The organism is Streptomyces hamibioticus (assembly GCF_047946815.1).
Taxonomy (GTDB): Bacteria; Actinomycetota; Actinomycetes; order Streptomycetales; family Streptomycetaceae; genus Streptomyces.
This window is the reverse complement of the sequence record NZ_JBKKQY010000001.1, coordinates 6,336,778-6,361,100: the sequence shown is the minus strand read 5'-3', so window position 1 is coordinate 6,361,100 and position 24,323 is coordinate 6,336,778. Positions and strand designations below refer to the sequence as shown.

Genomic DNA, 24,323 nt, shown 5'->3' with positions numbered 1-24,323 from the left:
CGGGACGGGAATCTTTACCGCCGACCGGACGTTGACCGGATGACGACGACAGCGACACCTGTCCTGTGGGCGACAAGCCCGGGAGGCACGATTCATGAGTGAGCGAGCTCTTCGCGGCACGCGCCTCGTGGTGACCAGCTACGAGACGGACCGCGGCATCGACCTGGCCCCGCGCCAGGCCGTGGAGTACGCATGCGAGAAGGGTCATCGATTCGAGATGCCCTTCTCGGTAGAGGCGGAGATCCCGCCGGAGTGGGAGTGCAAGGTCTGCGGGGCCCAGGCACTCCTGGTGGACGGCGACGGTCCGGAGGAGAAGAAGGCCAAGCCTGCGCGTACGCACTGGGACATGTTGATGGAGCGGCGCACCCGCGAGGAGCTCGAAGAGGTCCTCGAGGAGCGACTGGCCGTTCTGCGTTCCGGTGCGATGAATATCGCGGTTCATCCGCGGGACAGTCGCAAGAGTGCGTGAGCCCCGCGGGGCTCGGGCTGGATTTCAGCGCACGTAAGTAGGTAAGTGATCGCGGGCGCCGTACTCACGTACGGCGCCCGCGATCTTTTCTCTGTGCGCCTCTCAGCGCGTCTTCCGTGCGCCTCTCAGCCCGTCAGAGGGGGGCGCGGATCCTGCGGGGCATCGTCGCTGCGCTCCTCGTCTCGGACGACCTCGCCCGGGACCACCTTGCCGTCGGGGCGGTGCATCCGGGCCTGGCGGAAGGCGTCGCCGAGGGTGCCGGTGCCGGCCTCGCGGAGTTTGCGGTCGACCGTGCGCTCCGCGTAGCGGCTCACCGCCTTCTGGACCGGGGGCAGCACGAGCAACAGGCCCAGGGCGTCCGAGAGCAGCCCGGGGATGATCAGCAGCAGACCGCCCAGCATCATCAGGCCGTTGCCCTCGCTGTTCGGACGGGCCGTCGGCGGTGTGCCGGACTGCTGCTGTTGCAGCGTCTCCGTCAGGTTGCGGAAGGCCCGGCGCCCCGCCGCCTTGATGACCACGGAACCGACGAGCAGGCCCGCCAGCAGGATCAGGAAGACCACGAAGCCGTTGGCCGCCCCCGCGACCACCGTCAGCAGCCAGATCTCCAGCACGAGCCACACGGCGAGGCCCAGCGGCAGGAAGGTGCGCAGCCGGGAGCGCCGGGGCCGGGTCGGATACCTGGGGGTCTGAGCGCCAGTCGTCATACTCCCCAGTGTGCCTGGCCCCGGTTCGGTGCGGGACAAGGGTGGGATCAGGAATTCCTGTCGCGGTCCCGGATCTTGCCGACCCGCTCCCCCACGCCCCACACCGTGACCCGCCACAGGGCCTCCACCAGGATGTCCCGGCTCATCTTGGAGTCGCCGAGTTCCCGCTCGACGAAGGTGATGGGCACCTCGACGACGTGGTAGCCGGCCTTGACCGCGCGGCGGGCCAGGTCGACCTGGAAGCAGTAGCCCTGGGAGGAGACCTCGGTGAGGCCGAGGCCCTCCAGGGTCTCCCGGCGGAAGGCGCGGTAGCCGCCCGTGATGTCACGCAGCGGCAGGTCCAGGGCGAGGCGCGAGTACAGGCTGCCGCCGCGGGAGATGAACTCGCGGGACTTGGGCCAGTTGACCACCCGTCCGCCGGGCACCCAGCGGGAGCCGAGGACCAGGTCGGCGCCCTTCAGCGCGGTGAGCAGCCGGGGCAGCTCCTCGGGCTGGTGGGAGCCGTCGGCGTCCATCTCGATCAGCACGCCGTAGTCCCGCTCCAGACCCCAGCGGAAGCCCGCGAGATAGGCGGCGCCCAGCCCCTCCTTGCCCTTGCGGTGCAGGACGTGGACGTGGTCGTCCTGGGCGGCCAGTTCATCGGCGAGCTTGCCGGTGCCGTCGGGGCTGTTGTCGTCGGCGACGAGCACATGCGCGTCGGGGACGGCCTCGCGCACCCGGCCGACGATCGCCTTGATGTTCTCCGCCTCGTTGTAGGTCGGGATGATCACCAGGGCCGTGCCGAGCGGACCGAACCTTCTGTCCTGGCCCGATGTCTCGCGCGTCCCGTCGCCGTCGTTCACTGCTGCCCCTTCACGTCCATAAACGCAGAGGACCACCATAGTGGCCCCGGCCTGCGGTGACGCGACAGGACGTGCGACAGGCGGTGTGATTCCGCGAGAGCCGGGCAGGAATGTGATCTTCGGGCCGTCCGGTACTGCGGATGGGGGCCCGGCGCCCTTCGGGCCGACCTGGGACCCGCTGGCTGCGGATCGACCGAGAGCCGTTGTCTACTGAGCGCCCGGGCCCCACCCGGGTCACACCTCCCGACCGGCCGGAACGTTCCCTCGTCGCGGCGCGAGCGCTGAGCCTGGCTGCCAGTGGCGGTGCCCCGGTGCGGCACACCGTCCCTGACCCAGCGGCGCCGCGACGGTGCGCGGAGATTCCCCGGTCGGGCGTCCGGTGGTGGACTCGGCCGAACCTATCGGCCCCCTGCCGTCGCCTGTCAACAGCCGTTCGACCTGCGGCTATCTCGGCAAACCCCTGGTCAGCGGGTCGGCCGCGCAGGTGCTACGACACAGCGACGGGCGAAAGATCGTCGCCCCGTCGGACGCGCGGATCACTCGCCCGGCCGTACGAAGATCGTCCGTCCGCCGACGACGGTCCGCAGACAGACCGGCAGGTCCCGGCCCGGGCCGAGGTCGGGCAGGCCGGGGGTGCCGGAGCGGGGATCGGTCGACCAGCGCGCGACCCGGTCGTCGGGGGCCTGGACGACCAGCTCGCCGGTGCGCCACACGGCGTAGTCCGCGGGTGCCCCCGGCACCAGGACCCCCGCGTCGTCCCGGCCGACCGCGCGCCAGCCGCCGCGGGTGTGCGCGGTGAACGCGGCGCGCACGGAGATCCGGTGCTCCGGGGTGCGGTGGAAGGCTGCGGCCCGGACGGTGCCCCACGGGTCGAGCGGGGTGACCGGGCTGTCGGAGCCGAAGGCGAGCGGGACGCCGGCGCGCAGCAGGGCGGCGTAGGGGTTGAGGGTACGGGCGCGTTCGGCGCCCAGGCGGTGTGCGTACATGCCGTCCTCGCCGCCCCACAGGGCGTCGAAGGCGGGCTGGACAGAGGCGGTCAGGCCGAGTTCGGCGAGGGCGGCGACGGTGTCGGGGGTGAGCATCTCGGCGTGCTCGACGCGGTGGCGGGCGGCGCGGACGCGGGCGAGGCCCACCTTCTCGGCGGCGGCGCGCACGCCCTCGACGACGGAGGTGACGGCGGCGTCCCCGATGGCGTGGAAGCCCGCCTGGAGACCGGCCTCGGTGCAGGCCACGACGTGGGCGGCGACGTCGGCGGCGTCCAGGTATGCGGTGCCGGTGTGGGCGGCGTCGGCGTACGGCCGGTGCAGGCACGCGGTGTGCGAGCCGAGGGCGCCGTCGACGAACAGGTCACCGGCCGCGCCGATCGCCCCCAGCTCCCGGGCGCGGTCGACGTTCCGCTCCGCCCAGTAGCCGAGGACGCGCGGCCCCGGCTCCTCGGCGGCCAGTCGCAGCAGGCCGGTGAGGTCGTCCTCGGAGGAGATCTCCGGGCCCGCGCACTCGTGGAGGGTGCCGATGCCGAGGGAGGCGGCGTGCGCGCGGGCGGCGCGCTGGGCCTCGGTGCGCTGGGCGGGCGTGACCGCGGCGAAGGCGGCGGCCCGTACCGCGTGGTGGGCGTCGGCGGTGAGCGGGCCGTCGACGCGGGCGAGGTCCGACGGGACCAGGTCGAGCAGGGCGGTGGTGACGACCGCCGAGTGGACGTCGATGCGGCTGAGATAGAGGGGACGGCCGCCGGTTGCCTCGTCGAGTTCGGTGCGCGTGGGCGGGCGCCCGTCGGCCCAGCGGGCGGCGTCCCAGCCGTGCCCGAGCAGGACCCGGTCGTCCGGCCGGGCGGCGGCGAAGTCCCGTACCAGCGCCAGCGCGTCCGCACGGGAGGCGGCGCCGGTCAGATCCAGCCCGGTCAGGGCGAGGCCGGTGGAGGTCGTGTGCACGTGCGCGTCGGTGAAGGCCGGGGTGACCAGGGCGCCGTCCAGGTCGATGACCTCGTCCACGCCGTCCGCGAAGGCGTCCGCGGCGCCCTCGGAGCCCACCCAGGCGACCTGGCCGCGCTCGACGACCATGGCCGTGGCGAAGGGGTCGGCGGGACTGTGGACCTCTCCACGGCGCAGCAGGACGGTCTCGGGCGGGGCGGTGGACTCACTCATGGGCACCAGTTTCGCCCCTGGACCGCCGCGCCCCGCACGCAGGTCGCCCCGGGGCGGGAACGGGCCCCTCAGATCCGCGGTGGGCGTGCCTCGTAGGGCGTGGACAGCACCACCGTCGTGCGGGTCGACACCCCGGCCAGGGAGCGCACCCGGGCGAGCAGTTCCTCGAGTTCGTGCGGGGTGGAGACGCGGACCTTGAGGATGTAGTTCTCGTCGCCGGCCACGCTGTGGCAGGCCTCGATCTCGGGGACCCCGGCCAGCCGGTCGGCGATGTCGTCGGGGGCGCTGGGGTCGAACGGCTTCACCGAGATGAAAGCGGTCATCGGCAGCCCGACGGCCTCCGGGTCGACGACGGCGGCGTAGCCGCGGATGACGCCGCGCTGCTCCAGCCGGCGCACCCGCTGGTGCACGGCCGACGTGGACAGGCCCGTGGCCTTGCCCAGGTCGGTGTAGCTCATCCGCCCGTCCTTGACGAGCAGCTGCACGATCTGTCGATCCAGCTCCTCCATGGCGCAAGAACCTACAGGGCGGTTGATCTCTCCGGATACCTCAATGGCCCCTCCGGCCCCGAGGTGAGGCACCTGCGCACGGCATGTGACGAACGCCACATCCCCCGAACGGTCTCCGTGATGCTCTCGTGATTACCGCCGATGGGCGAAGGGAAGTGCTTGCTGTGGTCGAGGCCGCAGCGCCTTCACGGCCCAGCCCGAGGGGGAGAATCCCATGCAGAGTCTTAAGCGCCCTGGTCGTACCGCAGCCAAGCGGCAGCAGCCGGTCGTCGAGCCCGCGCCGGAGGGTGTCGAACCCGACGCCCTCGACGACGAGGAACTCGACGCCTACGACACCTTCGAGATGTACCGGGTGATCTGCCCGGACTGCGCGCAGCCCATCGCCCTGCTGGCGGACGAGGAGGTGCTGCCGGAACACGCGCTGTGCGCCTCGCCGTGGAACCCGTTCGGCCTCACGGTCTGCCCGGGCACGGGCCGCCGGGCCACCGACGCCCGTCCCGCGGACGAGTCCTTCCGGCCCCAGGAGCAGGACACAGCCCTGCTGTTGACGCTCCCTCAGGGGCTCGACTGGCGGACGCAGCCGTTCTCGCACGTCGGCGGCCCGGGCTCACGCCCGATGCGGGTGCCGACCATGCGTCGCGACGCCGCCTGACCGTCCGCCGTCCGGGCGGCGCCGCCCGCTCGTGCCACACAGCACCCCACCGGTCCGCGGGCCGACGCGGTGCGGTGTGGCACCGGCGCGGGCGTCCCCGGGCACCCGTCGCGTGCGCCGCGAGCAGATACCCCCGCGAACTCACGCCCGATTCCAGGGGCCGGTGACCTGTCCGCAGTTCCCCGCGTTGCCCTGGTATGACCCTCACGTACTCGGCGACCGGGCGTCGGCGGCGGGTGTTCGTCCCGGCGCCCGCGGGAGTGGCTCCGCCGGCGCCGCCGCAGCCTCCGGACCCGCCGATCTACCGCGAACTGATGCGGACCTGGGCCGATCGCGGCCGTACCCTGCCGGGGCAGCACGACCCCGAGTGGGTCAGGCTCGCGGCACCCCCGCGCGGGCTCGGCGACTTCGGTCTCCCGCCGGACCCGGGAGGCGAGGCGTACGGCGTCCCGCGGGACTCGCGCGGCGACGGGTTCGGCGCATCCCGGGACCGGCGTGGCGACGGGTTCAGCGCGTCTCGGGACCCGCGAGGTGACGGGCGATGACCATGCGCTGGATCTGATTGGTCCCCTCGACGATCTGCAGCACCTTGGCCTCGCGCATGTACCGCTCGGCCGGGAAGTCCGCGGTGTAGCCGTAGCCGCCGAGGATCTGCACGGCGTCGGTGGTGACCCGCATCGCGGTGTCGGTGCAGTGCAGCTTGGCCATGGCGGCCTGCTTGGCGAACGGCCGCCCCGCGTCCCGCAGCCGGGCCGCCGCCAGGTACAGCGCGCGGCCGGCCTCGATCTGGGTCGCCATGTCGGCGAGCATGAAGCGCAGCCCCTGGAAGTCGGCGATCGGCCTGCCGAACTGCCGCCGGTCCCGGGCGTAGCCCACCGCCTCGTCGAGTGCCGCCTGGGCCACCCCGATGGCGCACGCGGCGATGCCGAGCCGCCCGGAGTCGAGCGCGGACAGGGCGATCGCGAAGCCCTGCCCCTCGTCGCCGAGGCGCCGGGAGTCGGGGACCCGGACCCCGTCGAAGTGGACCTGGGCGGTGGGCGAGCCCTTCATGCCCATCTTCTTCTCGGGCGCCGCGGCGCCGACCCCCTCGGCGTCGCCGGGGACCAGGAAGGCGGTGATCCCGCGCGGGCCCTCCTGACCCGTGCGCGCCATGACGGTGTAGAAGTCGGCGATGCCGCCGTGCGTGATCCACGCCTTGGTACCGGTGATCACCCAGTCGTCGCCGTCGCGGACGGCCTTGGTGCGCAGCGAGGCGGCGTCCGAGCCGGACGCGGGCTCGGAGAGGCAGTAGGCGCCGAGCAGGCCGCCGCCGAGGATCGCGGGCAGGTGCTCGACCTGCTGCTCCTTGGTGCCGTAGGCGGCGAGGGCGTAGGAGGCCAGGGTGTGCACACTGACACCGAGGCCGACGGTGAGCCGGGCGGCGGCGAGCTCCTCCAGGACCTGGAGGTAGACCTCGTACGGCTGGTCGCCGCCGCCGTGCTCGGAGTCGTACGGCAGACCGAGCAGTCCGGATTCCGACAGCAGGGAGAAGACCTCGCGCGGGAAGTGCCCGGCGTCCTCCTCCTCGGCCGCCCTGGGTGCGATCTCGCGGTGCGCGATGTCACGGACGAGCGAGATCAGATCCCGTGCCTCGTCCGTGGGCAGTTGACGGTCCACCGGCTGCGGGGCGCGATCGGGCATGGCGACGCTCTCCTCCCTGTTGGGCACATCGGCGGATGTGCGCCTTGGGTGGGCGGCTCCGCCGGGTCGTTCCGTGGCCTGGCCGAAGCCCGCACTTCCGGGTCACGGAAGCTGCTGACCAGCGGCTGTGCGCTGTGAGTATGCCCGATCGAGGGCACCGAGTCACCAGTTAACGACCGCTTACTTCAGGAAACCTGGCGGCATCACTCCTTTCCCTCACGAGGAGCCGCTCGATTCCCGAGGGGGCACTCGACGGGGGGACTGACGCTCCCCCGCTCACGCTGTCAGTCGTCCCGGCGGGCGGGTGCGGGTGCCGGGTGGGCCGGGTCCAGTTCCTCGATGGCGCGCAGGGCGCCGCCGAGCGTCTTGACCAGCAGCTCGCACAGGGTCTCGCGAGGCAGTTCGGGACGTCCGATCCAGTCGAGGGTGGCACCCTCGACGCTGCACACCCAGGCGAGCAGGCCCATGCGGGCCGGCGGCGAGATGTCGCCGCTGCCGTACGCGCCCTCGGCGATGGTCGTGACGATCGCCTCGCGCACCCCGTCCCGGATGGCCTGCACCTCGGTGTCGAAACCGACCCCGCCGCTGACGATCGTGCGGTACGCGGCCTGGTTGTGCTCGGCGTAGCGCAGATAGCCGTCGATGGTGCGGTGGACCCGCTCCAGCGGGGGCCGGTCCAGACCGCCCGCGGCGGAGCTGACCAGCTCCTCCACGGCGTGCTGGATGATCGCCAGGTAATAGCCGCGCTTGGACTGGAAGTAGTAGTAGATCAGCCCTTTGGCGACGCCCGCCTGCCGGGCGATGTCGTCCATCGAGAGCGCGTCGTAGGAGGTGTCCGCGAACAGCCTGCGTCCGATGGCGATCAGTTCGGCGCGGCGCGCCAGCGAGCGCTCGGTACCGCGCGCACGGGGGCGGGCGGGCGGCGGAGGTTGCTGACTGATATTCAATTCGACCCTGGTCTCCTGCGGGCGGCGGGACATCCGCAGTATGGCAGGTCGCCTCGTGGGTCAGGTCACATCAGGCCCAGTTGGGCCACGAGCATGGCGAGCACCACGACGAGGGTCCAGCCCGCGACGTGTTCGACGATCTTCGGGCCGTCATCCTGGGGGCCGCCGGTGCGGGTTCGGGCGGCGGTGGCGGTGTGTGCGCTCATGGTTTCTCGCTGATCTCGGGCATGCAGGGTGGACACCGGCCCGTCCACCCTGCCACCGAAATGAGCCGTTGCGGCAGAGATGTCCGTCACAGGGGGCGGCTCAGCGCACCCCCACCGCCGCGAGCGCCCTGCGCTGGCGCGGGCTCGGATGTGCCGGGAAGAACAGGTAGCAGACGCCGCCGGTGCCGGAGACGACCTTGCCGGAGGCGTTGTACCGCTTGGTCCTGAGCCAGATGTTCTCCCATTCGCGCCGCCGGTAGACGCGCCGCACCGCCTCGTTGCTGTCCGAGGCCGGATCGTTGGCGATCACGTCGCCGTCGGCGGTGAAGCCGATCACGGTCATCAGATGGCCGGAGGTGCCGTACCCGGCGCCCGTCAGCTCCTCCTTCAGGAACGACTGGGACGTTATGGCCGGGATGCCGGCCGCGATGAGCGTCTCCAGGTCGGTCAGGGAACCGAGGCGGGTCACCACGCCCTGGAGGTTGTCGAAGGTGGCCGCGTAGGCGGCGTTGAAGGGCCAGTTGCCGCAGCCGGCGTACTGGTAGTCGTAGGTGTACCGGGCCGCGTGGCACACCTGCGGGTCGGCGTAGGACGGGTCGACCCAGGCCAGTTGCTCCTCGGTGAGCCGGCCGCCCCAGTACTCGATGATCATCTGCGAGGAGGTGGGGCTGCACCAGGCCTCGCCGCCGTTGTCGTACTCGGGGTACTGGCCCTTGTGGATCTCCTGCGAGTAGCGCGGGACGATCAGCTCCCGGGCCAGGCCGGGGGTGGAGGCCGGGACGGTGAAGCGGTCCGGGACGTCCGAGCCCATGGCGCCGAGCCGCCGGACCACGGGCGTGGCGCGGGTGCCGGGGCGTCGGTACAGGGTCAGCCGCAGCCGGTACGCGACCAGGCGCAGACCGGTGGAGGCGTCGTCGATGGCGAAGGTGTCCGTCCACACGCTGCTCTTGCCGTCGCCCTGGTCGTCGACCGAGGTCCGCCGGATGTCCTGGTCCCCTGCCGCCCAGCGGCCCATGACGTACCAGGGCGTGGCCCTGCCGTCGGAGTAGGTGCCCTTCAGCTCCACCTGGAGCCAGGTGCCGGCCGGGGTGTCGGCGTTCCAGGAGGCGATCACCTCCGTGGCGGGGACGGCGAGCCGGTGGGCGGGCGAGGTCCAGGTCGCGTACTCCCAGTCCGCCGTCCTGCCGGTGTGCGGGTCGGTGTACTCCATCGTGCCCGCCGGGGCGTCGATCACGACGCCGGGCCGGCGGCCCGCGACGGCCCGGGTGCCCTGTGCGCCGCCGGCGCGCCAGTCGCGGAAGGAGGTCCAGGCCCGGTAGTCGACCTGACGGTCGCGGGTGCGGTCGGAGTCCCCGTCGGCGGCCGTCCCGCCGGGGGCGGCGACGGCCGGGACCGCGCCGCCCGCCATGGCGGCGACGGCCACGGCGGCCAGGACGGTTCTGCGGGACGGCTGTTCGGCTCTGCTCATGGGCGGAAGGCTCCCAGGTGTCCGAGTCGGGGCAGGTCCGTTGCACGGTGGTGCGCCAACTATGGCCGCAGGCGCCTGCTCCTGCCAGCACTTCGACGCATGCCGCGCCCATCAATATTGGTGTCGACCACTGGCATGAGCCGTGCGGGTGGGCACCGTGGTCCGGACGCCGGACGCCGGACGCCGGACGCCGGACGCCGGACGCCGGACGCCGGTCCGGAGCTCCGGTCCAGGGCGCCGTGAGCCGGTCCGGGGCGCCGTGAGCCCGTTCCGGGGCGCCGTGCGGCGCCGGGCGGCGGGCCGACGGATCGGCGGGCGGACCGGCGGACCCTCGGACGGACCGGCGGACCGGCGGACCGGCCGAACGGACGGACGGACGGGCCGGCGGGCCGACCGCCCCCGGTTAGAGTGCTGCGCGTCAGTCGTCCGCCCCGCTCCGCACCGGGACCCGTCATTCACCACCTCGCCTCCCGCCTCCGCCGGCTCCCCCCGTCCTGCGGCCCCGTCCGCCTGATCGGCGTCGACGGGCACGCCGGCTCCGGGAAGTCCACGTTCGCGGGGCGCCTGGCCGAGGCGCTGGGCGGCGCGCCGGTCCTCCACCTGGACGACGTCGCCAGTCATGCGGAGCTGTTCGACTGGACCGGCCGGCTGCTGAGCCAGGTGATCGAACCCCTGAGCCACGGCGAAAGCGCGCACTATGCGCCCTACGACTGGCGGGCCCGCCGCTTCGGCCCGCCCCGGCCGCTGCCGCCCGCCCCGCTGATCCTGCTGGAGGGCGTCGGCGCGGGCCGCCGGGCGTTGCGTCCGCACCTGGCCGCGCTGCTGTGGATGGAACTGCCCGCCGAGGAGGCGTGGGCACGCGGACGGGCGCGGGACGGCGCGGAACAGCGGGAGTTCTGGGACCGGTGGGTACCGGCCGAACGCGCGCACTTCACGGACGACCCCTCGCGCCCCTTTGCCGACCTGCTGGTGCGCCAGAGGAAAGAGGGGTATGAGGTGCTATGAGGTGCTGGAGGGGCCGGTCAGAGGGGGCTTGGACCGGACCTGAATATGACACAGCGTAACGATGCATCCGCAATGTGCTGACCTTGTGAAGATCTCCTCGGGCAACTTTTCGGAGTGCTCCAACTCGGCTTGACCCAAGGGCCGTACAGGTCTTACGTTCTCAATGTGCGGCCCTTGGGAGCCGCCGACAGACGCGAAGCCCCCGGTTGTTCCCCCGTGATCGGGGGCTTCGTTCTGTCCTCGCCCGTTTTCCGGCCGCCACGCGACGCCGAACGCTCACCCTCGGTCACCGCTCCGCGTGCACCCTGTCTGCCGCCGCCTCGGTGAACGGCCCTTCACGGCCCCCTTCGGAGGGGACACCCGCGCGGGTACGATGCCCTCGGTGCGACCCGTGGAAGGCTGCCGCGCACCTGCAACTCCGGGCTGTGGCACCACGGTTCAGCGGTTCGGCCGGACGGCCGGCCGGTGACGGCTCGGCGGTAAACCGACGGGGCACGGTTTGTGGGGGACGTGATGGACTTCGGCACGCAGAGCCCGCCCGCCCCGGCCGATCTCGCCTGGCTGCGCGGCGTGGACGCCTACACCATGGGCTCCTACCCGCAGGCGGAGGAGGAGTTCCGGACCGCGGTGCGCATCGATCCCGGCATGGCCGACGGCTGGCTCGGGCTGCACGCGCTGCGTGTGGACACGACGACGGCGCTGCTCAGGATGTTCCGGCACCGCGACCGGTTCGGCGAGCAGCGGGCCCGCCACCGCCGCACCCTCAACTCGTGGTACTGGCTGGGCTGGTGGGTGCAACCCGTGCTGGAGAGCCCGCGCGACCTGCTGCTGGCGCACGCCTCCCACTGGCTCGACGGCCGCCACGTCCCGGAGCTGGACCGGGCCCTGGCCGGACTGCCGCCGGTCGACACCGACGCCCAGGTCCGCTTCCTGCACGCCTGCCGGGCCTACCTCGTCAAGGACTGGGAGCAGCTCGTCCGGCACACCGACCCGCTGCTCGGCGATCCGATGCTGGGCATCGAGGCCGGACTGTTCGGCGGCATGGCCCGGGTCCGGCTGGAGATGTACGGGCAGGCCGAGCCGCTGCTGTCGGCGGCTCTGATGCGGTGCCGCAGCGAGCAGCCACAACGCAAGGAGCTGCGCTACTGGCTGGCCCGGGCCCACGAGGGCACCGGCCGCAGTGCCGCCGCGCTGCCGCTGTACCGGGCCGTGCACCGTGTCGACCCCGGCTTCATGGACACCTCGGCCCGGCTCGCGGCCATCGCCGAGGGCGACGGGTACGAGGACGCGGCCGACCTGGCGGCGCTCACACTGACCGGGGCCGGACAGGACGGGGTGGACGGCACACCGGACGGGTTCGACCCGCTGTTCGGCACCGAGGGGCGGGACCTCAGACTCTCCGAGCCTCAGCAGCCCCAGCCGCCCGCTTCCGTTCCCCTGGTGTCGATGACCGGCGCGCCGGTGCGCGAACGGACCGGCGCACCGGAGCCGTCGCTGCCCGCCGGACCGACCGACCCGGCGTTATTGGAGGAGGCGCTCGCCGAGCTCGAGCGCATGGTGGGCCTGGAGCCGGTGAAACGGCAGGTCAAGGCGTTGTCCGCGCAGCTGAACATGGCGCGGCTGCGGGCCGGGCAGGGCCTGCCGGTGCAGCCGCCCAAACGGCACTTCGTCTTCTCGGGCCCGTCCGGGACCGGCAAGACCACGGTGGCCCGCATCCTGGGCCGCGTCTTCTACGCCCTCGGCCTGCTGGGCGGCGACCATCTCGTGGAGGCACAGCGGGCGGACCTGGTCGGCGAGTACCTCGGCCAGACCGCCGTGAAGGCCAACGAGCTGATCGACTCCGCGCTCGGCGGCGTTCTCTTCGTCGACGAGGCCTACTCGCTGTCCAACTCCGGCTACGGCAAGGGGGACGCGTACGGCGACGAGGCCCTGCAGGTGCTGCTGAAGCGGGCGGAGGACAACCGGGACCACCTGGTGGTGATCCTGGCCGGCTACCCGGAGGGGATGGACCGCCTGCTGGCCGCCAACCCGGGGCTGTCCTCCCGGTTCACCACGCGGGTCGACTTTCCGTCGTACCGGCCGTTGGAGCTGACGGCGATCGGGGAGGTGCTGGCCGCCGAGAACGGTGACGTGTGGGACGAGGAGGCCCTCGACGAGCTGCGGTCGATCGCCGGGCACGTGGTGGACCAGGGGTGGATCGACGAGCTGGGGAACGGGCGGTTCCTGCGGACGTTGTACGAGAAGAGCTGCGCTTACCGGGATCTGCGGCTGTCCGTGTATCCCGGGGACCTGACCCGGGAGGACCTGGCGACGTTGCGGCTGCCGGATCTGATGCAGGCGTACGGGGAGGTGCTGTCGGGGAGGGGGCCGCAGGATCCGTCGGGGGCATGAGGTCCCGGAACCCGGACCGGGGAGAGGCGCCCCCGTCCCGGTGCTACGTGGCCAGCGTCACCTCCCGGTGGGCCGGGTCGCGCACCTCTCCCACCAGCAACTCCAGTACGTCCTCCAGCGCCACCAGCCCCAGCGCCTTCCCCGACCCGTCCGCCACCTGGGCCAGGTGCGTGGCCGCTCGGCGCATCACGGTGAGGGCGTCGTCCAGCGGCAGGTCGGGGCGCAGGGTCGTCATGGGGCGCCAGATCCGCTGGGGTACCGCCCGGTCGGCGTCCTCCAGGTCCAGGACGTCCTTGACGTGCAGATAGCCCAGGAAGGCGCCGCCCGGTGCGGCGACCGGGAAGCGGGAGTACCCCGTGCGGGCGGTCAGCTCGACGATCCGGCCCGGGGTCACCGAGGGGCCGACCGTCACCAGCGACCGGCGGGGCAGCAGCACGTCCGCCACCGTGCGGGAGCCCAGCTCCAGGGCGTCCCCCAGGCGCTCGCGCTCCTCCGGGTCGAGGTACCCGGCCTGGCCGGCGTCCTCGACCAGGCGGTTGAGCTGCTCGCTGGTGAAGACGGCCGCCACCTCGTCCCTCGGCTCGACGCGGAACAGCCGCAGGATGCCCTGGGCGCAGGCGCCGAGGCCGGAGGTGACCGGCCGGCACAGGCGGGCGAAGGCCACCAGGCCGGGGCTCAGCCACAGCGCGGCCTTCTCCGGCGCGGCCATCGCGAGGTTCTTCGGGACCATCTCGCCGATGACGAGGTGGCAGAAGACGACGACGGCCAGGGCGATGACGTAGCCCAGCGGGTGGATCGCGCCGTGCGGCACGTGGAGCCACGCGAAGACCGGCTCCAGCAGACGGGCGACGGTCGGCTCGGCGACCGCTCCGAGGGTGAGCGAGCAGACGGTGATGCCGAACTGTGCCGCGGCCATCATCTGCGGGAGATGCTCCAGGCCGTACAGCACCCGGCGGGCGCGGGCGGTGCCGAGCGGTTCGATCTGGCTGCGGCGCACGGAGACGAGGGCGAACTCGGCACCGACGAAGAAGCCGTTGGCGAGCACGAGGAGCGCCGCGAACACGAGTTGCAGAACGCTCATCGAACGCCCTCCAGCACGGGCGCCGGCACCGTGCGCACCAGCCGGACCCGCTCGGCGCGGTAGCGGCCGACCCGGCGGACGGACAGCCGCCAGCCCGGCAGTTCCGCGCGGTCGCCGACGGCCGGGATCCGTCCGAGCAGGTCGGCGACCAACCCGGCGACGGTCTCGTACGGGCCCTCCGGCACCTCCAGACCGATGCGCCGCAGGGCGTCGACGCGGCAGCCGCCGTCGGCGTCCCAGGCGGGCCGGCCGTCCTCCGGCGCGGCGGGGGCGAGGTCGGGGAGGTCGTGCCCGTCGTGCTCGTCGCGGACCTCGCCGACGAGTTCCTCGACGATGTCCTCCAGGGTGACCACACCGGCCGTGCCGCCGTACTCGTCGACGACCACGGCGATCGGCTGCTCGCTGCGCAGCCGGGCCAGCAGCGGGCGTACCGGCAGCGTCTCGGGGACGAGCAGCGCCGGCCGGGCGATCCGGCCGGCCGGGGTGCGCAGCCGCTCGTGCGCGGGCACCGCCAGGGCGTCCTTGAGATGGACCATGCCGGCGATCTCGTCGATCCGCTCCCGGTAGACGGGGAAGCGGGACAGGCCGGTGGCGCGGGTCAGGGTGACCACGTCCTCGGCGGTCGCCGACGCCTGGAGCGCGCTGACCTTCACGCGCGGCGTCATGACGTGCTGCGCGGTCAGCTCGCCGAGCGACAGGGTCCGTACGAACAGGTCCGCCGTGTCCTGCTCCAGGGCGCCCGCCCGGGCGGAGTGCCGGGCCAGGGAGACCAGTTCGCCGGGGGTGCGGGCGGAGGCCAGTTCCTCGGCCGGCTCGAAGCCGAGCGCGCGCACGAGGCGGTTGGCGACGGCGTTGAGTGCGGCGATCACCGGCCGGAACAGGCGGGCGAAGGCGTACTGCGGGCCGGCCACGAACCGTGCGACCTGGAGCGGCCGGGACACCGCCCAGTTCTTGGGCACCAGCTCGCCGATCACCATCTGCACGGCCGAGGCCAGCAGCATCCCGACGGCCACCGCCACACCCGGAACGGCACCCTCGGGGATGCCGGCCGCGGTGACCGGGCCGTCCAGCAGCCGGGCCAGCGCCGGCTGGGCGAGCATGCCGACGGCCAGGGAGGTGAGGGTGATGCCGAGCTGGGTGCCGGAGAGCTGGAAGGACAGTTCCCTGAGGGCCTCGACGATCCGCCGGGCGCGGCGGTCGCCGCCCGCGGCGGCCTGCTCGGCGTCGGGGCGCTCGACGGTCACCAGGCCGAATTCGGCGGCGACGAAGAAGCCGTTGGCGAGGATCAGCAGGAAGGCGGCTGCCAGGAGCAGCAGGGGGAGGGTCATGATGCCGCCGCCCGGGCGCAGGGCCGGCAGGGGGCGGCGCAGGTACTACAGGACGATCCGTCCATCGCCGGAGAGGGTCACTCCTCGGGTAGCAGGGGCCCCCGTGCTCCGGGCGGAGCGACAGGGGCGGAGTCGCGACGGGTGCGGCTCCGCACCCAGATTAAGGGCGACCGGGCGGGGGGCGGCAGGGTACGCGGCCCCGATCGGCCCCCTGCGTTCCCCCCGCCGCGCTCCGGGAACGGCCCGATCAGCCCGGACGGTGCGCGGGCCCCGCGGCGGAACGGGCCTCGGCGAGTGCGCGCAGGGCGCGCGCGTCGGCGACGGCGCGGGCCTTGGCGATGCCGGGCTGGATGCCGAGCGCGGGCAGGCTGGTGCCGTCGCTGAGGTCGAGGAACACCCAGGGGTCACCGGACCGCAGGTTCACCCGGACGATCTCCGCCCACTCCAGCCGGCGCTTGTTGGTGAGGTTGACGACGGTCACCCCGGTCTCGTCGGCGACGACCTTGGGCCGGGCCAGCAGGACCAGGACGCCGTCCAGGAGGAGGGCGGTCAGCACGAAGCTGATCCGCTCCCCCGGCCCGAGCCGGTCCAGCAGCACCGCGACCGCCGTGATGGCGACGAAGCACGCGACGGCGGCGGTGTACAGGACGGCACGGGTACGGCCCGGCCGGAAGGTGACGGGGAGCGTGGGCAGGTCGGGCAGGTCGGACATCGTCGCGGGTCTCTCGGATCGTGGTGCGCTCGTCGGGAACTCGTCGTGCGCTCAGAGACGGCAGGCGTGGATGGCCGTGGTCAGGATGGCACGGGCACCGATGTGGTACAGGTCGTCCATGATCCGCTGGGCGTCCTTGGACGGGACCATGGCCCGCACGGCGACCCAGCCCTCGTTGTGCAGCGGGGAAACGGTCGGGGACTCCAGGCCGGGCGTGAGAGCGACGGCCTTCTCCAGCTGCTCGACCCGGCAGTCGTAGTCCATCATCACGTACGTCCGGGCCACCAGGACGCCCTGGAGGCGGCGCAGGAACTGCTGCACCTTGGCCTCCTCGGGGTCGGCCCCGGTGCGCCGGATCACGACCGCCTCGGACTTCATGATCGGCTCGCCGAAGACCTCCAGGCCCGCGTTGCGCAGCGAGGTGCCGGTCTCCACGACGTCGGCGATGACCTCGGCGACACCCAGCTCGATGGCGGTCTCGACGGCGCCGTCGAGGTGGACGACGGAGGCGTCGATGCCGTTGTCGGCCAGGTGCTTGGCGACGATCCCCTCGTAGGAGGTGGCGATCGTCATGCCCTTCAGGTCCGCGACGCCCTTCGCGGTGCCCGGCTTGCCGGCGTAGCGGAAGGTGGAGCGGGCGAAGCCGAGCGGGAGGATCTCCTCGGCGTCGGCGCCCGAGTCGATCAGCAGGTCGCGGCCGGTGATGCCGATGTCGAGCATGCCGGAGGAGACGTAGATCGCGATGTCGCGGGGGCGGAGGTAGAAGAACTCGACCTCGTTCACCGGGTCGACGATGCGCAGTTCCTTGGACTCGCGGCGCTGCTGGTAGCCGGCCTCATGCAGCATGTCCGCCGCAGGGCCGGACAGTGAACCCTTGTTGGGGACGGCGATGCGCAGCATGAGGTCGGCTTCCTTTGCGGTGAAGGGGGTTTTCCGGAGGTTCTGGCGGAGCGTGCGGCTTACAGGTGGGCGTAGACGTCGTCGAGGCCGATCCCGCGGGCGACCATCATCACCTGGACGTGGTACAGCAGCTGGGAGATCTCCTCGGCGGCCGCCTCCTTGCCCTCGTACTCGGCGGCCATCCAGACCTCGGCGGCCTCCTCGACGACCTTCTTGCCGATGGCATGGACGCCCTTGTCCACCAGCTCGGCGGTGCGGGAGGTGGCGGGGTCCCCGTGGGCGGCCTTGTGCTGGAGCTCGGTGAACAGCTCCTCGAACGTCTTCTTGGACATGGTGGTCCTTACCCTACGCGCAAACCCGCGGCCGTCAGCGCCAGGGTTCGGATACGGAACGCAGGGTGGCCGCCGTGGCGACCGCCGCCGTCACCGCCTCGTGCCCCTTGTCCTCGTGGGAGCCCTCCAGGCCGGCCCGGTCCAGGGCCTGCTCCTCGGTGTCGCAGGTGAGCACGCCGAAGCCGACGGGGACGCCGGTGTCCACGGAGACCTGGGTGAGGCCCTGGGTGACGCCCTGGCACACGTAGTCGAAGTGGGGGGTGCCGCCGCGGATGACGACGCCGAGGGCGACGATCGCGTCGTAGCCGCGGCCGGCGAGGGCCTTGGCGACGACGGGGAGTTCCCAGCTGCCGGGGACCCGCAGCAGGGTCGGCTCGTCGATGCCGAGGTCGTGCAGGGCGCGCAGGGCGCCGTCCACCAGTCCGTCCATCACCTTTTCGTGCCACTGTGCCGCGATGACGGCGACCCGCAGGTCACCCACATTGCGTACGGACAGCTCCGGTGCGCCCTTGCCGCTCACGTCTCTCCTCGGTGCCTTCTGTTACGGGTGCGAAGCTCTACTGGTTGCCGCAGGTGGACACGGCGGTGGTGTCCAGCCAGGGCAGGTCATGGCCCATCCGGTCCCGCTTGGTGCGCAGGTAGCGGAGGTTGTGCTCGCCCGCCTGGACGGGCATCGGCTCGCGCCGCACGACCTCGACGCCGTGCCGGGCGAGCGCGTCGGACTTCTCGGGGTTGTTGGTCATCAGACGTACCGTGCGCACCCCGAGGTCGGTCAGGATCTGGGCGCCGGCGCCGTAGTCGCGGGCGTCTGCGGGCAGGCCCAGCTCCAGGTTGGCGTCGAGGGTGTCCCGGCCGCGCTCCTGGAGTTCGTAGGCGCGCAGCTTGGACATCAGGCCGATGCCGCGTCCCTCGTGGCCGCGCAGGTAGACGACCACGCCCCGGCCCTCGGCCTGGATGCGGGCGAGGGAGGCGTCCAGCTGGGGGCCGCAGTCGCAGCGCTGGGAGCCGAAGACGTCGCCGGTCAGGCACTCGGAGTGGACGCGGACGAGGACGTCCGTGCCGTCGCCGATGTCGCCGTGGACGAGCGCGACGTGCTCGACGCCGTCGACGGTGGAGCGGTAGCCGTACGCCGTGAAGGTGCCGTGGGCGGTGGGCAGGTGGACCTCGGCCTCGCGGCGGACGGTGGGCTCCTCGCTGCGGCGGTAGGCGATCAGGTCCTCGATGGAGATGATGGTCAGGCCGTGCTTGCGGGCGAACGGGATCAGCTCGGGCAGCCGCAGCATCCGGCCGTCCTCCCCGGCGATCTCGACGATGGCGCCGGCCGGGCGCAGGCCCGCCAGCCGGGCGAGGTCGACGGCGGCCTCGGTGTGGCCGTTGCGGACGAGGACGCCGCCGGCCCGGGCGCGCAGCGGGAAGATGTGGCCGGGGCGGACCAGGTCGGTGGGCTCGGCGGTACCGCTCGCCAGCAGCCGCAGCGTGGTGGCGCGGTCGGAGGCCGAGATGCCGGTGGTCACGCCGTGTGCGGCGGAGGCGTCCACGGAGACGGTGAAGGCGGTCTTCATCGACTCGGTGTTGTCCTCGACCATCTGCGGCAGCCGGAGCCGGTCCAGCTCCTCGCCCTCCATGGGGACGCAGATCAGGCCGCGGCACTCGGTCATCATGAAGGCGACGATCTCCTCGGTCGCCTTCTCGGCGGCGATGACGAGGTCGCCCTCGTTCTCGCGGTCCTCGTCGTCGACGACCACGACCGGGCGGCCCGCGGCGATGTCGGCGATGGCCTGTTCGACGGGGTCGAGCATGAGGTCCTCGGGGCCGTCGGTGCTGTAGAGGATGGGGGCCGTGGTCATGCGGGGGCTCCTTCCAGGACGGGCTGCGCGGCCCTGCGGGAGCGCAGCCACCAGTCGCGCATGCCCCACAGGACGAGCGCGCCGTAGAGGATGTAGACGAAGCCGGAGAAGGCGAAGCCGTTGGCGAAGTTCAGCGGCACGCCGACCAGGTCGACGAGCAGCCAGGCGAACCAGAACTCGACCATGCCGCGCGCCTGGGCGTACATGGCGACGACGGTGCCGACGAAGATGTAGGCGTCCGGCCAGGGGTCCCAGGACAGGGTCGGGAAGGCGGTGAACAGGCCGCCGACCGCGAGGGTGCCGAGGACTGCGCCCCCGGCGAGGACGGCGCGCTCGCGCCAGGTGGCGAAGCGGACGGCGATGGAGCCGTCCTGCGCCTGCTGCCGGCCGCGGTTCCACTGCCAGAAGCCGTAGGCGGCGACGGCCATGACCACGATCTGTTTGCCCGCGCTGCCGGAGAGGTGGGCGGTGGCGAAGGCCGCGAAGAGGATGAGGCCGGAGACGAACTGGGCCGGCCAGGTCCAGATCGAGCGCCGCCAGCCGAGCGCGAGGGCCAGCAGGCCGATCACGTTGCCGATCATGTCCGACCACTTGATGTGCTGGTCGAAGAGGGTGAACGCCTCGGAGTTCAGCCAGTTCACCGGGCCGCCTCCTGCCCGGCGGACCGCTGCGCGGAGTCCTGCTGCCCGGCGGCTCCCTGTCCGAAGGCCGTCAGCCGCTCGACGTACTTGGCGATGATGTCCACTTCGAGGTTGACCGGGTCGCCGGGCTGCTTGGTGCCGAGCGTGGTCAGCGCGAGCGTCGCCGGGATCAGGCTGACGGTGAAGAAGTCGGCGCCGGCGTCGACGACGGTGAGGCTGATGCCGTCGACGGTGACGGAGCCCTTCTCGACGACGTAGCGGGCGAGGCCGGCGGGCAGCGAGATCTTCACGATCTCCCAGTTGTCGGACGGCTTGCGGTCCAGGATCCGGCCGGTGCCGTCGACATGGCCCTGCACGATGTGCCCGCCGAGGCGCGCGCCCACGGCCGTGGGGCGTTCCAGGTTGACCCGGGAGCCGACGGTCAGGGCGCCCAGGCTGGACCGGTTCAGGGTCTCGGCCATCACGTCGGCGGTGAACTCGTCGCCCTCGTGGTCGACGACGGTGAGGCAGACGCCGTTGACGGCGATGGAATCGCCGTGCTTCGCCCCTTCGGTGACGACGGGGCCGCGCAGCCGGAAGCGACAGGCGTCGTCGAGGGTCTCGACGGCGGTGACCTCGCCCAGCTCTTCGACGATTCCGGTGAACACTTCCCGGGTCCTCCTGCCTCTTCGGGCACGGACTCCGGGGCTGTCGATGACGACAGAAGGAGCGGGTACGGACTCACGGTGACGACGACGCCGGATGCCGGTCGTCCCATGGGTGGACCCATGGACGTACGGGTACGGCGGCGCGCACGTGTGCCCGCCCGCCGCGCACTGCCTCCCATCCGGACTTTAACCGTCGGTCCAGGAATTTCACCTGGTCAACCGGCCGCTGGAGGCGACCGGGTCGCGGACTGTAACCGCCGGTTCGGACTTTCACCGACCCCGGAGTGCGCTGCTTCTGGTACAGAGCCAGTGTGCCACGACTGATCCACGCCCATACGGGTGAGGCGTGTGGAGTGGCTCACACTCCGTCCCGCGGACTTCACTGCGCGTGTCACCGCTGCTCCAACTCGCCCCCGCGCACCCCGCCTTGCGATTGGTCCATACCTATTGACTCACTGGTCTAGTCCTCTCTAGGGTCTGCGCAACTTCCGTGGAGAGGAACCGACCGTGCCTTCCCCCTCACGCCCCCCAGCGCCCCGACGAGCGAGACCCGCACTGTTCGCGGCCGCCGCGGCCGTGGCCGGCCTGGTGCTCGCCGGCCTCCCGGCGACCGCCTCGCACGCCGCGGACCAGGAGTCCTGTCGCCCCGACGGCCTCTACGGGACCCCCGGCGTCGACGTCCCCTACTGCTCGGTCTACGACTCCGACGGCCGGGAGAAGATGGGCGCCGACCACCAGCGCCGGGTGATCGGCTACTTCACCGGCTGGCGCACCGGCAAGGACGGCCGGCCCGCCTACCTGGCCTCCGACATCCCCTGGGACAAGATCACCCACATCAACTACGCCTTCGCCCACGTCGACTCCGGCAACAGGCTCTCCGTCGGGAAGGACACCGCGGCCAACCCGGCGACCGGGATGACGTGGCCGGGGGTGGCCGGGGCCGAGATGGACCCGGAGCTGCCCTACAAGGGGCACTTCAACCTGCTGAACAAGTTCAAGAAGCAGCATCCGGACGTGAAGACGCTGGTCTCGGTGGGCGGCTGGGCCGAGACGGGCGGCTACTTCGCCGAGGACGGCACGCGCGTCGACTCGGGCGGCTTCTACTCGATGGCCACCAACGCCGACGGCTCGGTCAACCGGGCCGGCATCGACACCTTCGCGGACTCGGCGGTCGACTTCGTCCGGAAGTACGGCTTCAACGGCGTCGACATCGACTACGAGTACCCGACGACCATGAAGGACGCGGGCAACCCGCTCGACTGGTCGATCGCCAACGCCCGCCGGGCCGGGCTGGTCAAGGGCTACGCGGCGCTGATGAAGACGCTGCGGGAGAAGCTCGACCGCGCGGGTGCGGCCGACGGCAGGCACTACCTGCTGACGGTGGCGGCTCCCTCGTCCGGCTACCTGCTGCGCGGCATGGAGACCTTCCAGGTCCAGAAGTACCTGGACTACGTCAACATCATGTCGTACGACCTGCACGGCGCGTGGAACGAGTACGTCGGCCCGAACGCCTCGCTCTTCGACGACGGCAAGGACGTCGAACTGGCCGCCGCGGGCGTGTACACCACCTCCCAGTACGGCGGGATCGGCTACCTGAACACCGACTGGGCCTACCACTACTTCCGCGGCTCGATGCCCGCCGGGCGCATCAACATCGGCCTGCCCTACTACACGCGCGGGCACAAGAACGTCACCGGCGGCACCGACGGGCTCTGGGGCCGGGCTCCCTCCACCGACTGTCCGGCCGGGTCCGGGCTGACCAAGTGCGGTGACGGCGCCACCGGCATCGACAACCTGTGGCACGACCTGGACACCGACGGCAAGGAGTCGCCCGCCGGCTCCAACCCGATGTGGCACGCCAAGAACCTGGAGAAGGGCATCGTCGGCGACTACGTCACCGACTACGGCTTCCCCGCCGGCACCGAGCTGACCGGGACGTACACGCGCAAGTACGACGCCACGCTGGTCGCGCCCTGGCTGTGGAACGCGCAGAAGAAGGTCTTCCTGTCCACGGAGGACGAGCAGTCGGTGAAGGCCAAGGCGGACTACGTCGTCGACCGCGGCATCGGCGGCACGATGGTGTGGGAACTGGCGGGCGACTACGCCTGGAACCCGGCCACGGGGCAGTACGAACCCGGTTCGACGCTGACGACGGCCATGTACGAGAAGTTCAAGGCCGCCTCCCCGTACGGCGCCACGCGCGCGACGACCGACATGCCGGCCGAGGCGCTCGACATCGACGTGGAGTTCGGGCAGTTCCCGCTCGGCGACTCGAACTACCCGATCAGTCCCAAGCTGAAGATCACCAACAACACGGGGACCACCCTGCCCGGCGGTACGGAGTTCCGGTTCGACTACGCCACCTCCGCGCCCGGCAACGCCAAGGACCAGTCCGGCTGGGGCACCTCGGTGGTCCGCAGCGACCACACCGGGAACAACGTGGGCGGGCTGAAGGGCGACCACCACCGGGTCTCGCTGAAGCTGCCGTCCTGGCAGTCGCTGGCGCCGGGCGCCTCGGCCGAGGTGGACTTCGTGTACTACCTGCCGGTGTCCACCCCGTCGAACTGGACGGTGACGTTCGGCGGGAAGACGTACGCCCTGAAGGGCGACCTGGCCCGCGGCACGACCGTGGTGGACCCGGGTACGCAGACCCCGACGCCCACCCCGACGCCCACCCCGACTCCGACGCCCACCCCGACGGACGGCCCCGGGGAGTGCACCGCCCCGGCCTGGAACGCGGGCACGGCGTACGGCGGGGGCATCACCGTGTCCCACCAGGGGCACACGTGGAAGACCAAGTGGTGGACGAAGGGCGAGGAGCCCGGCACCACCGGCGAATGGGGGGTCTGGCAGGACCTCGGCGCCTGCTGACCCCTCGACGAGACCGGCCCGGCGGCGGTGACGACGGCCCTTGCCCGCCGTCGGGCCTCCCAGCAGCCCCGGCGCTCCCCCGCCGGGGCCTGTCACATTCCGCACCGGCCGATCCGTCCCAGCCGACGACAGGGCGCTCCGTCCGGGGCGTCCACCATGGCGAAGGGGCTGAACGGCATGACCACGATCCTGGTGACCGGCGGCACCGGAACCCTCGGCCGGCTCGTCGCCGAGCGGCTGCGGACGGACGGGCACGACGTGCGGGTGCTCAGCCGGCACGCCCGGCCCTACGCGGTCGATCTGCGCGAGGGCGGGCCCGCGCTCGACACGGCGGTGACCTGCGTGGACGCGATCGTGCACTGCGCCACCTCGCCGCGCGGTGACGAGCGTGCCGCCACGAACCTGATCGCGGCGGCGCGACGGGCCGGGGTGCCGCACCTGGTCTACATCTCGATCGTCGGCGTGGACCGGGTGCCGTTCGGCTACTACCGGTCCAAGCACACCGTGGAGCGGCTGGTCGAGGAGTCGGGGCTGGGCTGGACCGTGCTGCGGGCGACGCAGTTCCACGATCTGCTGGTGTCGCTGTTCCAGGCGCTGGCCAAGCCGCCGGTCATGCTGCTGCCGGCCGGGGTGCGGGACCAGCCGGTGGAGGTGGCCGAGGTCGCGGACCGGCTCGCCGAGCTGGCGGTGGGCGGGCCCGCCGGGCGCGTGGCGGACATGGCCGGTCCCGAGGTGCGGACCCTCGAGTCGCTGGCCCGCGCCCATCTGGCGGCGACGGGACGCCGGCGGGCGGTGGTGAACGTGCCGCTCGCGGGGAAGGCTTACCGCGCGTTCCGTGCCGGCGGGCATCTCGCGCCGGAGCGGGCGGTCGGCAAGGGCACGTTCGAGGAGTACCTGGCGCGGCGGTCCGGCGGCGAGCGGCGCCGCTGAGGACGGGCCGAGGACGGAAC

The 24,323-nt window shown here is 72.3% G+C and carries 23 protein-coding genes and 1 riboswitch; of the genes, 6 read left to right on the top strand and 17 right to left on the bottom strand.

All coding sequences use genetic code 11. The features are described from left to right. Positions 1-94: 94 nt before the first annotated feature. Positions 95-469, top strand: a complete 375-nt coding sequence (locus tag ACLGIH_RS28910; RefSeq protein WP_003977404.1) for an RNA polymerase-binding protein RbpA — start codon at positions 95-97, stop codon at positions 467-469. A 125-nt stretch (positions 470-594) separates the two neighbouring features. On the opposite strand, the gene fxsA is transcribed toward ACLGIH_RS28910, so the two are convergent. The 4 genes from fxsA to ACLGIH_RS28890 all read right to left on the bottom strand — a co-directional run bounded on the left by fxsA (position 595) and on the right by ACLGIH_RS28890 (position 4,665). Then, complete coding sequence (gene fxsA, locus ACLGIH_RS28905; RefSeq protein WP_416528216.1) at positions 595-1,173, bottom strand: FxsA family membrane protein; 579 nt, start codon at positions 1,171-1,173, stop codon at positions 595-597. A gap of 47 nt (positions 1,174-1,220) precedes the next feature. Continuing rightward, the gene (locus ACLGIH_RS28900; protein WP_416528215.1) at positions 1,221-2,015 is read right to left on the bottom strand and encodes a polyprenol monophosphomannose synthase; all 795 of its coding nucleotides are present in this window, start codon (positions 2,013-2,015) and stop codon (positions 1,221-1,223) included. 536 nt (positions 2,016-2,551) lie between these two features. Continuing rightward, positions 2,552-4,156: an amidohydrolase gene (locus ACLGIH_RS28895; RefSeq protein ID WP_416528214.1), complete on the bottom strand. Its 1,605-nt coding sequence runs from the start codon at positions 4,154-4,156 to the stop codon at positions 2,552-2,554. A 68-nt stretch (positions 4,157-4,224) separates the two neighbouring features. Next, positions 4,225-4,665, bottom strand: a complete 441-nt coding sequence (locus tag ACLGIH_RS28890) for an Lrp/AsnC family transcriptional regulator (RefSeq protein ID WP_030867874.1) — start codon at positions 4,663-4,665, stop codon at positions 4,225-4,227. Between the two features lie 214 nt (positions 4,666-4,879). Here ACLGIH_RS28890 and ACLGIH_RS28885 point away from each other — a divergent pair, with 214 nt between their 5' ends. Further along, positions 4,880-5,317, top strand: coding sequence for a hypothetical protein (locus tag ACLGIH_RS28885; RefSeq protein ID WP_416528213.1), 438 nt, complete (start codon positions 4,880-4,882; stop codon positions 5,315-5,317). Between the two features lie 507 nt (positions 5,318-5,824). On the opposite strand, the gene ACLGIH_RS28880 is transcribed toward ACLGIH_RS28885, so the two are convergent. The 4 genes from ACLGIH_RS28880 to ACLGIH_RS28865 form a co-directional block, all read right to left on the bottom strand. Then, a complete protein-coding gene (locus tag ACLGIH_RS28880) occupies positions 5,825-6,997 on the bottom strand; it encodes an acyl-CoA dehydrogenase family protein (RefSeq protein ID WP_416528212.1) in 1,173 nt (390 codons plus the stop codon). Between the two features lie 284 nt (positions 6,998-7,281). After that, positions 7,282-7,944, bottom strand: coding sequence for a TetR/AcrR family transcriptional regulator (locus ACLGIH_RS28875; protein ID WP_416529506.1), 663 nt, complete (start codon positions 7,942-7,944; stop codon positions 7,282-7,284). A gap of 65 nt (positions 7,945-8,009) precedes the next feature. Beyond that, complete coding sequence (locus ACLGIH_RS28870; protein ID WP_416528211.1) at positions 8,010-8,150, bottom strand: SCO1431 family membrane protein; 141 nt, start codon at positions 8,148-8,150, stop codon at positions 8,010-8,012. A gap of 100 nt (positions 8,151-8,250) precedes the next feature. Then, complete coding sequence (locus ACLGIH_RS28865; protein ID WP_416528210.1) at positions 8,251-9,618, bottom strand: peptidase C39 family protein; 1,368 nt, start codon at positions 9,616-9,618, stop codon at positions 8,251-8,253. A 408-nt stretch (positions 9,619-10,026) separates the two neighbouring features. Here ACLGIH_RS28865 and ACLGIH_RS28860 point away from each other — a divergent pair, with 408 nt between their 5' ends. After that, positions 10,027-10,623, top strand: coding sequence for a uridine kinase family protein (locus tag ACLGIH_RS28860; protein ID WP_416528209.1), 597 nt, complete (start codon positions 10,027-10,029; stop codon positions 10,621-10,623). A gap of 513 nt (positions 10,624-11,136) precedes the next feature. Further along, positions 11,137-13,014: an AAA family ATPase gene (locus ACLGIH_RS28855; protein WP_416528208.1), complete on the top strand. Its 1,878-nt coding sequence runs from the start codon at positions 11,137-11,139 to the stop codon at positions 13,012-13,014. 43 nt (positions 13,015-13,057) lie between these two features. Here ACLGIH_RS28855 and ACLGIH_RS28850 read toward each other — a convergent pair whose 3' ends face one another. The 9 genes from ACLGIH_RS28850 to ACLGIH_RS28810 form a co-directional block, all read right to left on the bottom strand. Further along, positions 13,058-14,095 carry a hemolysin family protein gene (locus ACLGIH_RS28850; protein ID WP_416528207.1) on the bottom strand — a complete coding sequence of 346 codons (1,038 nt, stop codon included), beginning with the start codon at positions 14,093-14,095 and terminating at the stop codon, positions 13,058-13,060. Beyond that, on the bottom strand, positions 14,092-15,423 hold the full coding sequence (locus ACLGIH_RS28845; protein ID WP_416528206.1) for a hemolysin family protein: 1,332 nt from the start codon (positions 15,421-15,423) through the stop codon (positions 14,092-14,094). Before ACLGIH_RS28845 ends, ACLGIH_RS28850 begins: the two co-directional genes overlap by 4 nt. A gap of 247 nt (positions 15,424-15,670) precedes the next feature. Next, the gene (locus ACLGIH_RS28840) at positions 15,671-16,135 is read right to left on the bottom strand and encodes a PH domain-containing protein (RefSeq protein WP_416528205.1); all 465 of its coding nucleotides are present in this window, start codon (positions 16,133-16,135) and stop codon (positions 15,671-15,673) included. A gap of 51 nt (positions 16,136-16,186) precedes the next feature. Further along, positions 16,187-17,035, bottom strand: a complete 849-nt coding sequence (gene hisG, locus ACLGIH_RS28835; protein ID WP_416528204.1) for an ATP phosphoribosyltransferase — start codon at positions 17,033-17,035, stop codon at positions 16,187-16,189. A gap of 59 nt (positions 17,036-17,094) precedes the next feature. Continuing rightward, positions 17,095-17,367 carry a phosphoribosyl-ATP diphosphatase gene (locus tag ACLGIH_RS28830; protein ID WP_416528203.1) on the bottom strand — a complete coding sequence of 91 codons (273 nt, stop codon included), beginning with the start codon at positions 17,365-17,367 and terminating at the stop codon, positions 17,095-17,097. A 34-nt stretch (positions 17,368-17,401) separates the two neighbouring features. Next, positions 17,402-17,887: a 6,7-dimethyl-8-ribityllumazine synthase gene (gene ribH / locus ACLGIH_RS28825; protein WP_416528202.1), complete on the bottom strand. Its 486-nt coding sequence runs from the start codon at positions 17,885-17,887 to the stop codon at positions 17,402-17,404. A gap of 37 nt (positions 17,888-17,924) precedes the next feature. After that, entirely contained in the window at positions 17,925-19,214 is a 1,290-nt protein-coding gene (locus ACLGIH_RS28820) for a bifunctional 3,4-dihydroxy-2-butanone-4-phosphate synthase/GTP cyclohydrolase II (RefSeq protein WP_416528201.1), read from the bottom strand. After that, the gene (locus ACLGIH_RS28815) at positions 19,211-19,855 is read right to left on the bottom strand and encodes a nicotinamide mononucleotide transporter family protein (RefSeq protein ID WP_416528200.1); all 645 of its coding nucleotides are present in this window, start codon (positions 19,853-19,855) and stop codon (positions 19,211-19,213) included. Before ACLGIH_RS28815 ends, ACLGIH_RS28820 begins: the two co-directional genes overlap by 4 nt. Continuing rightward, positions 19,852-20,502, bottom strand: a complete 651-nt coding sequence (locus ACLGIH_RS28810; protein ID WP_416528199.1) for a riboflavin synthase — start codon at positions 20,500-20,502, stop codon at positions 19,852-19,854. The genes ACLGIH_RS28815 and ACLGIH_RS28810 overlap by 4 nt, the downstream gene beginning before the upstream one ends. Positions 20,503-20,663: 161 nt before the next feature. Then, a riboswitch (FMN riboswitch) is annotated at positions 20,664-20,794 on the bottom strand. A gap of 215 nt (positions 20,795-21,009) precedes the next feature. Between ACLGIH_RS28810 and ACLGIH_RS28805 the strand changes: the two genes are divergently transcribed. Both ACLGIH_RS28805 and ACLGIH_RS28800 read left to right on the top strand, forming a co-directional pair. Beyond that, positions 21,010-23,373, top strand: coding sequence for a chitinase C-terminal domain-containing protein (locus ACLGIH_RS28805; protein WP_416528198.1), 2,364 nt, complete (start codon positions 21,010-21,012; stop codon positions 23,371-23,373). Between the two features lie 177 nt (positions 23,374-23,550). Then, positions 23,551-24,303, top strand: coding sequence for an SDR family oxidoreductase (locus ACLGIH_RS28800; RefSeq protein ID WP_416529505.1), 753 nt, complete (start codon positions 23,551-23,553; stop codon positions 24,301-24,303). The last annotated feature ends 20 nt before the right edge of the window (positions 24,304-24,323 follow it).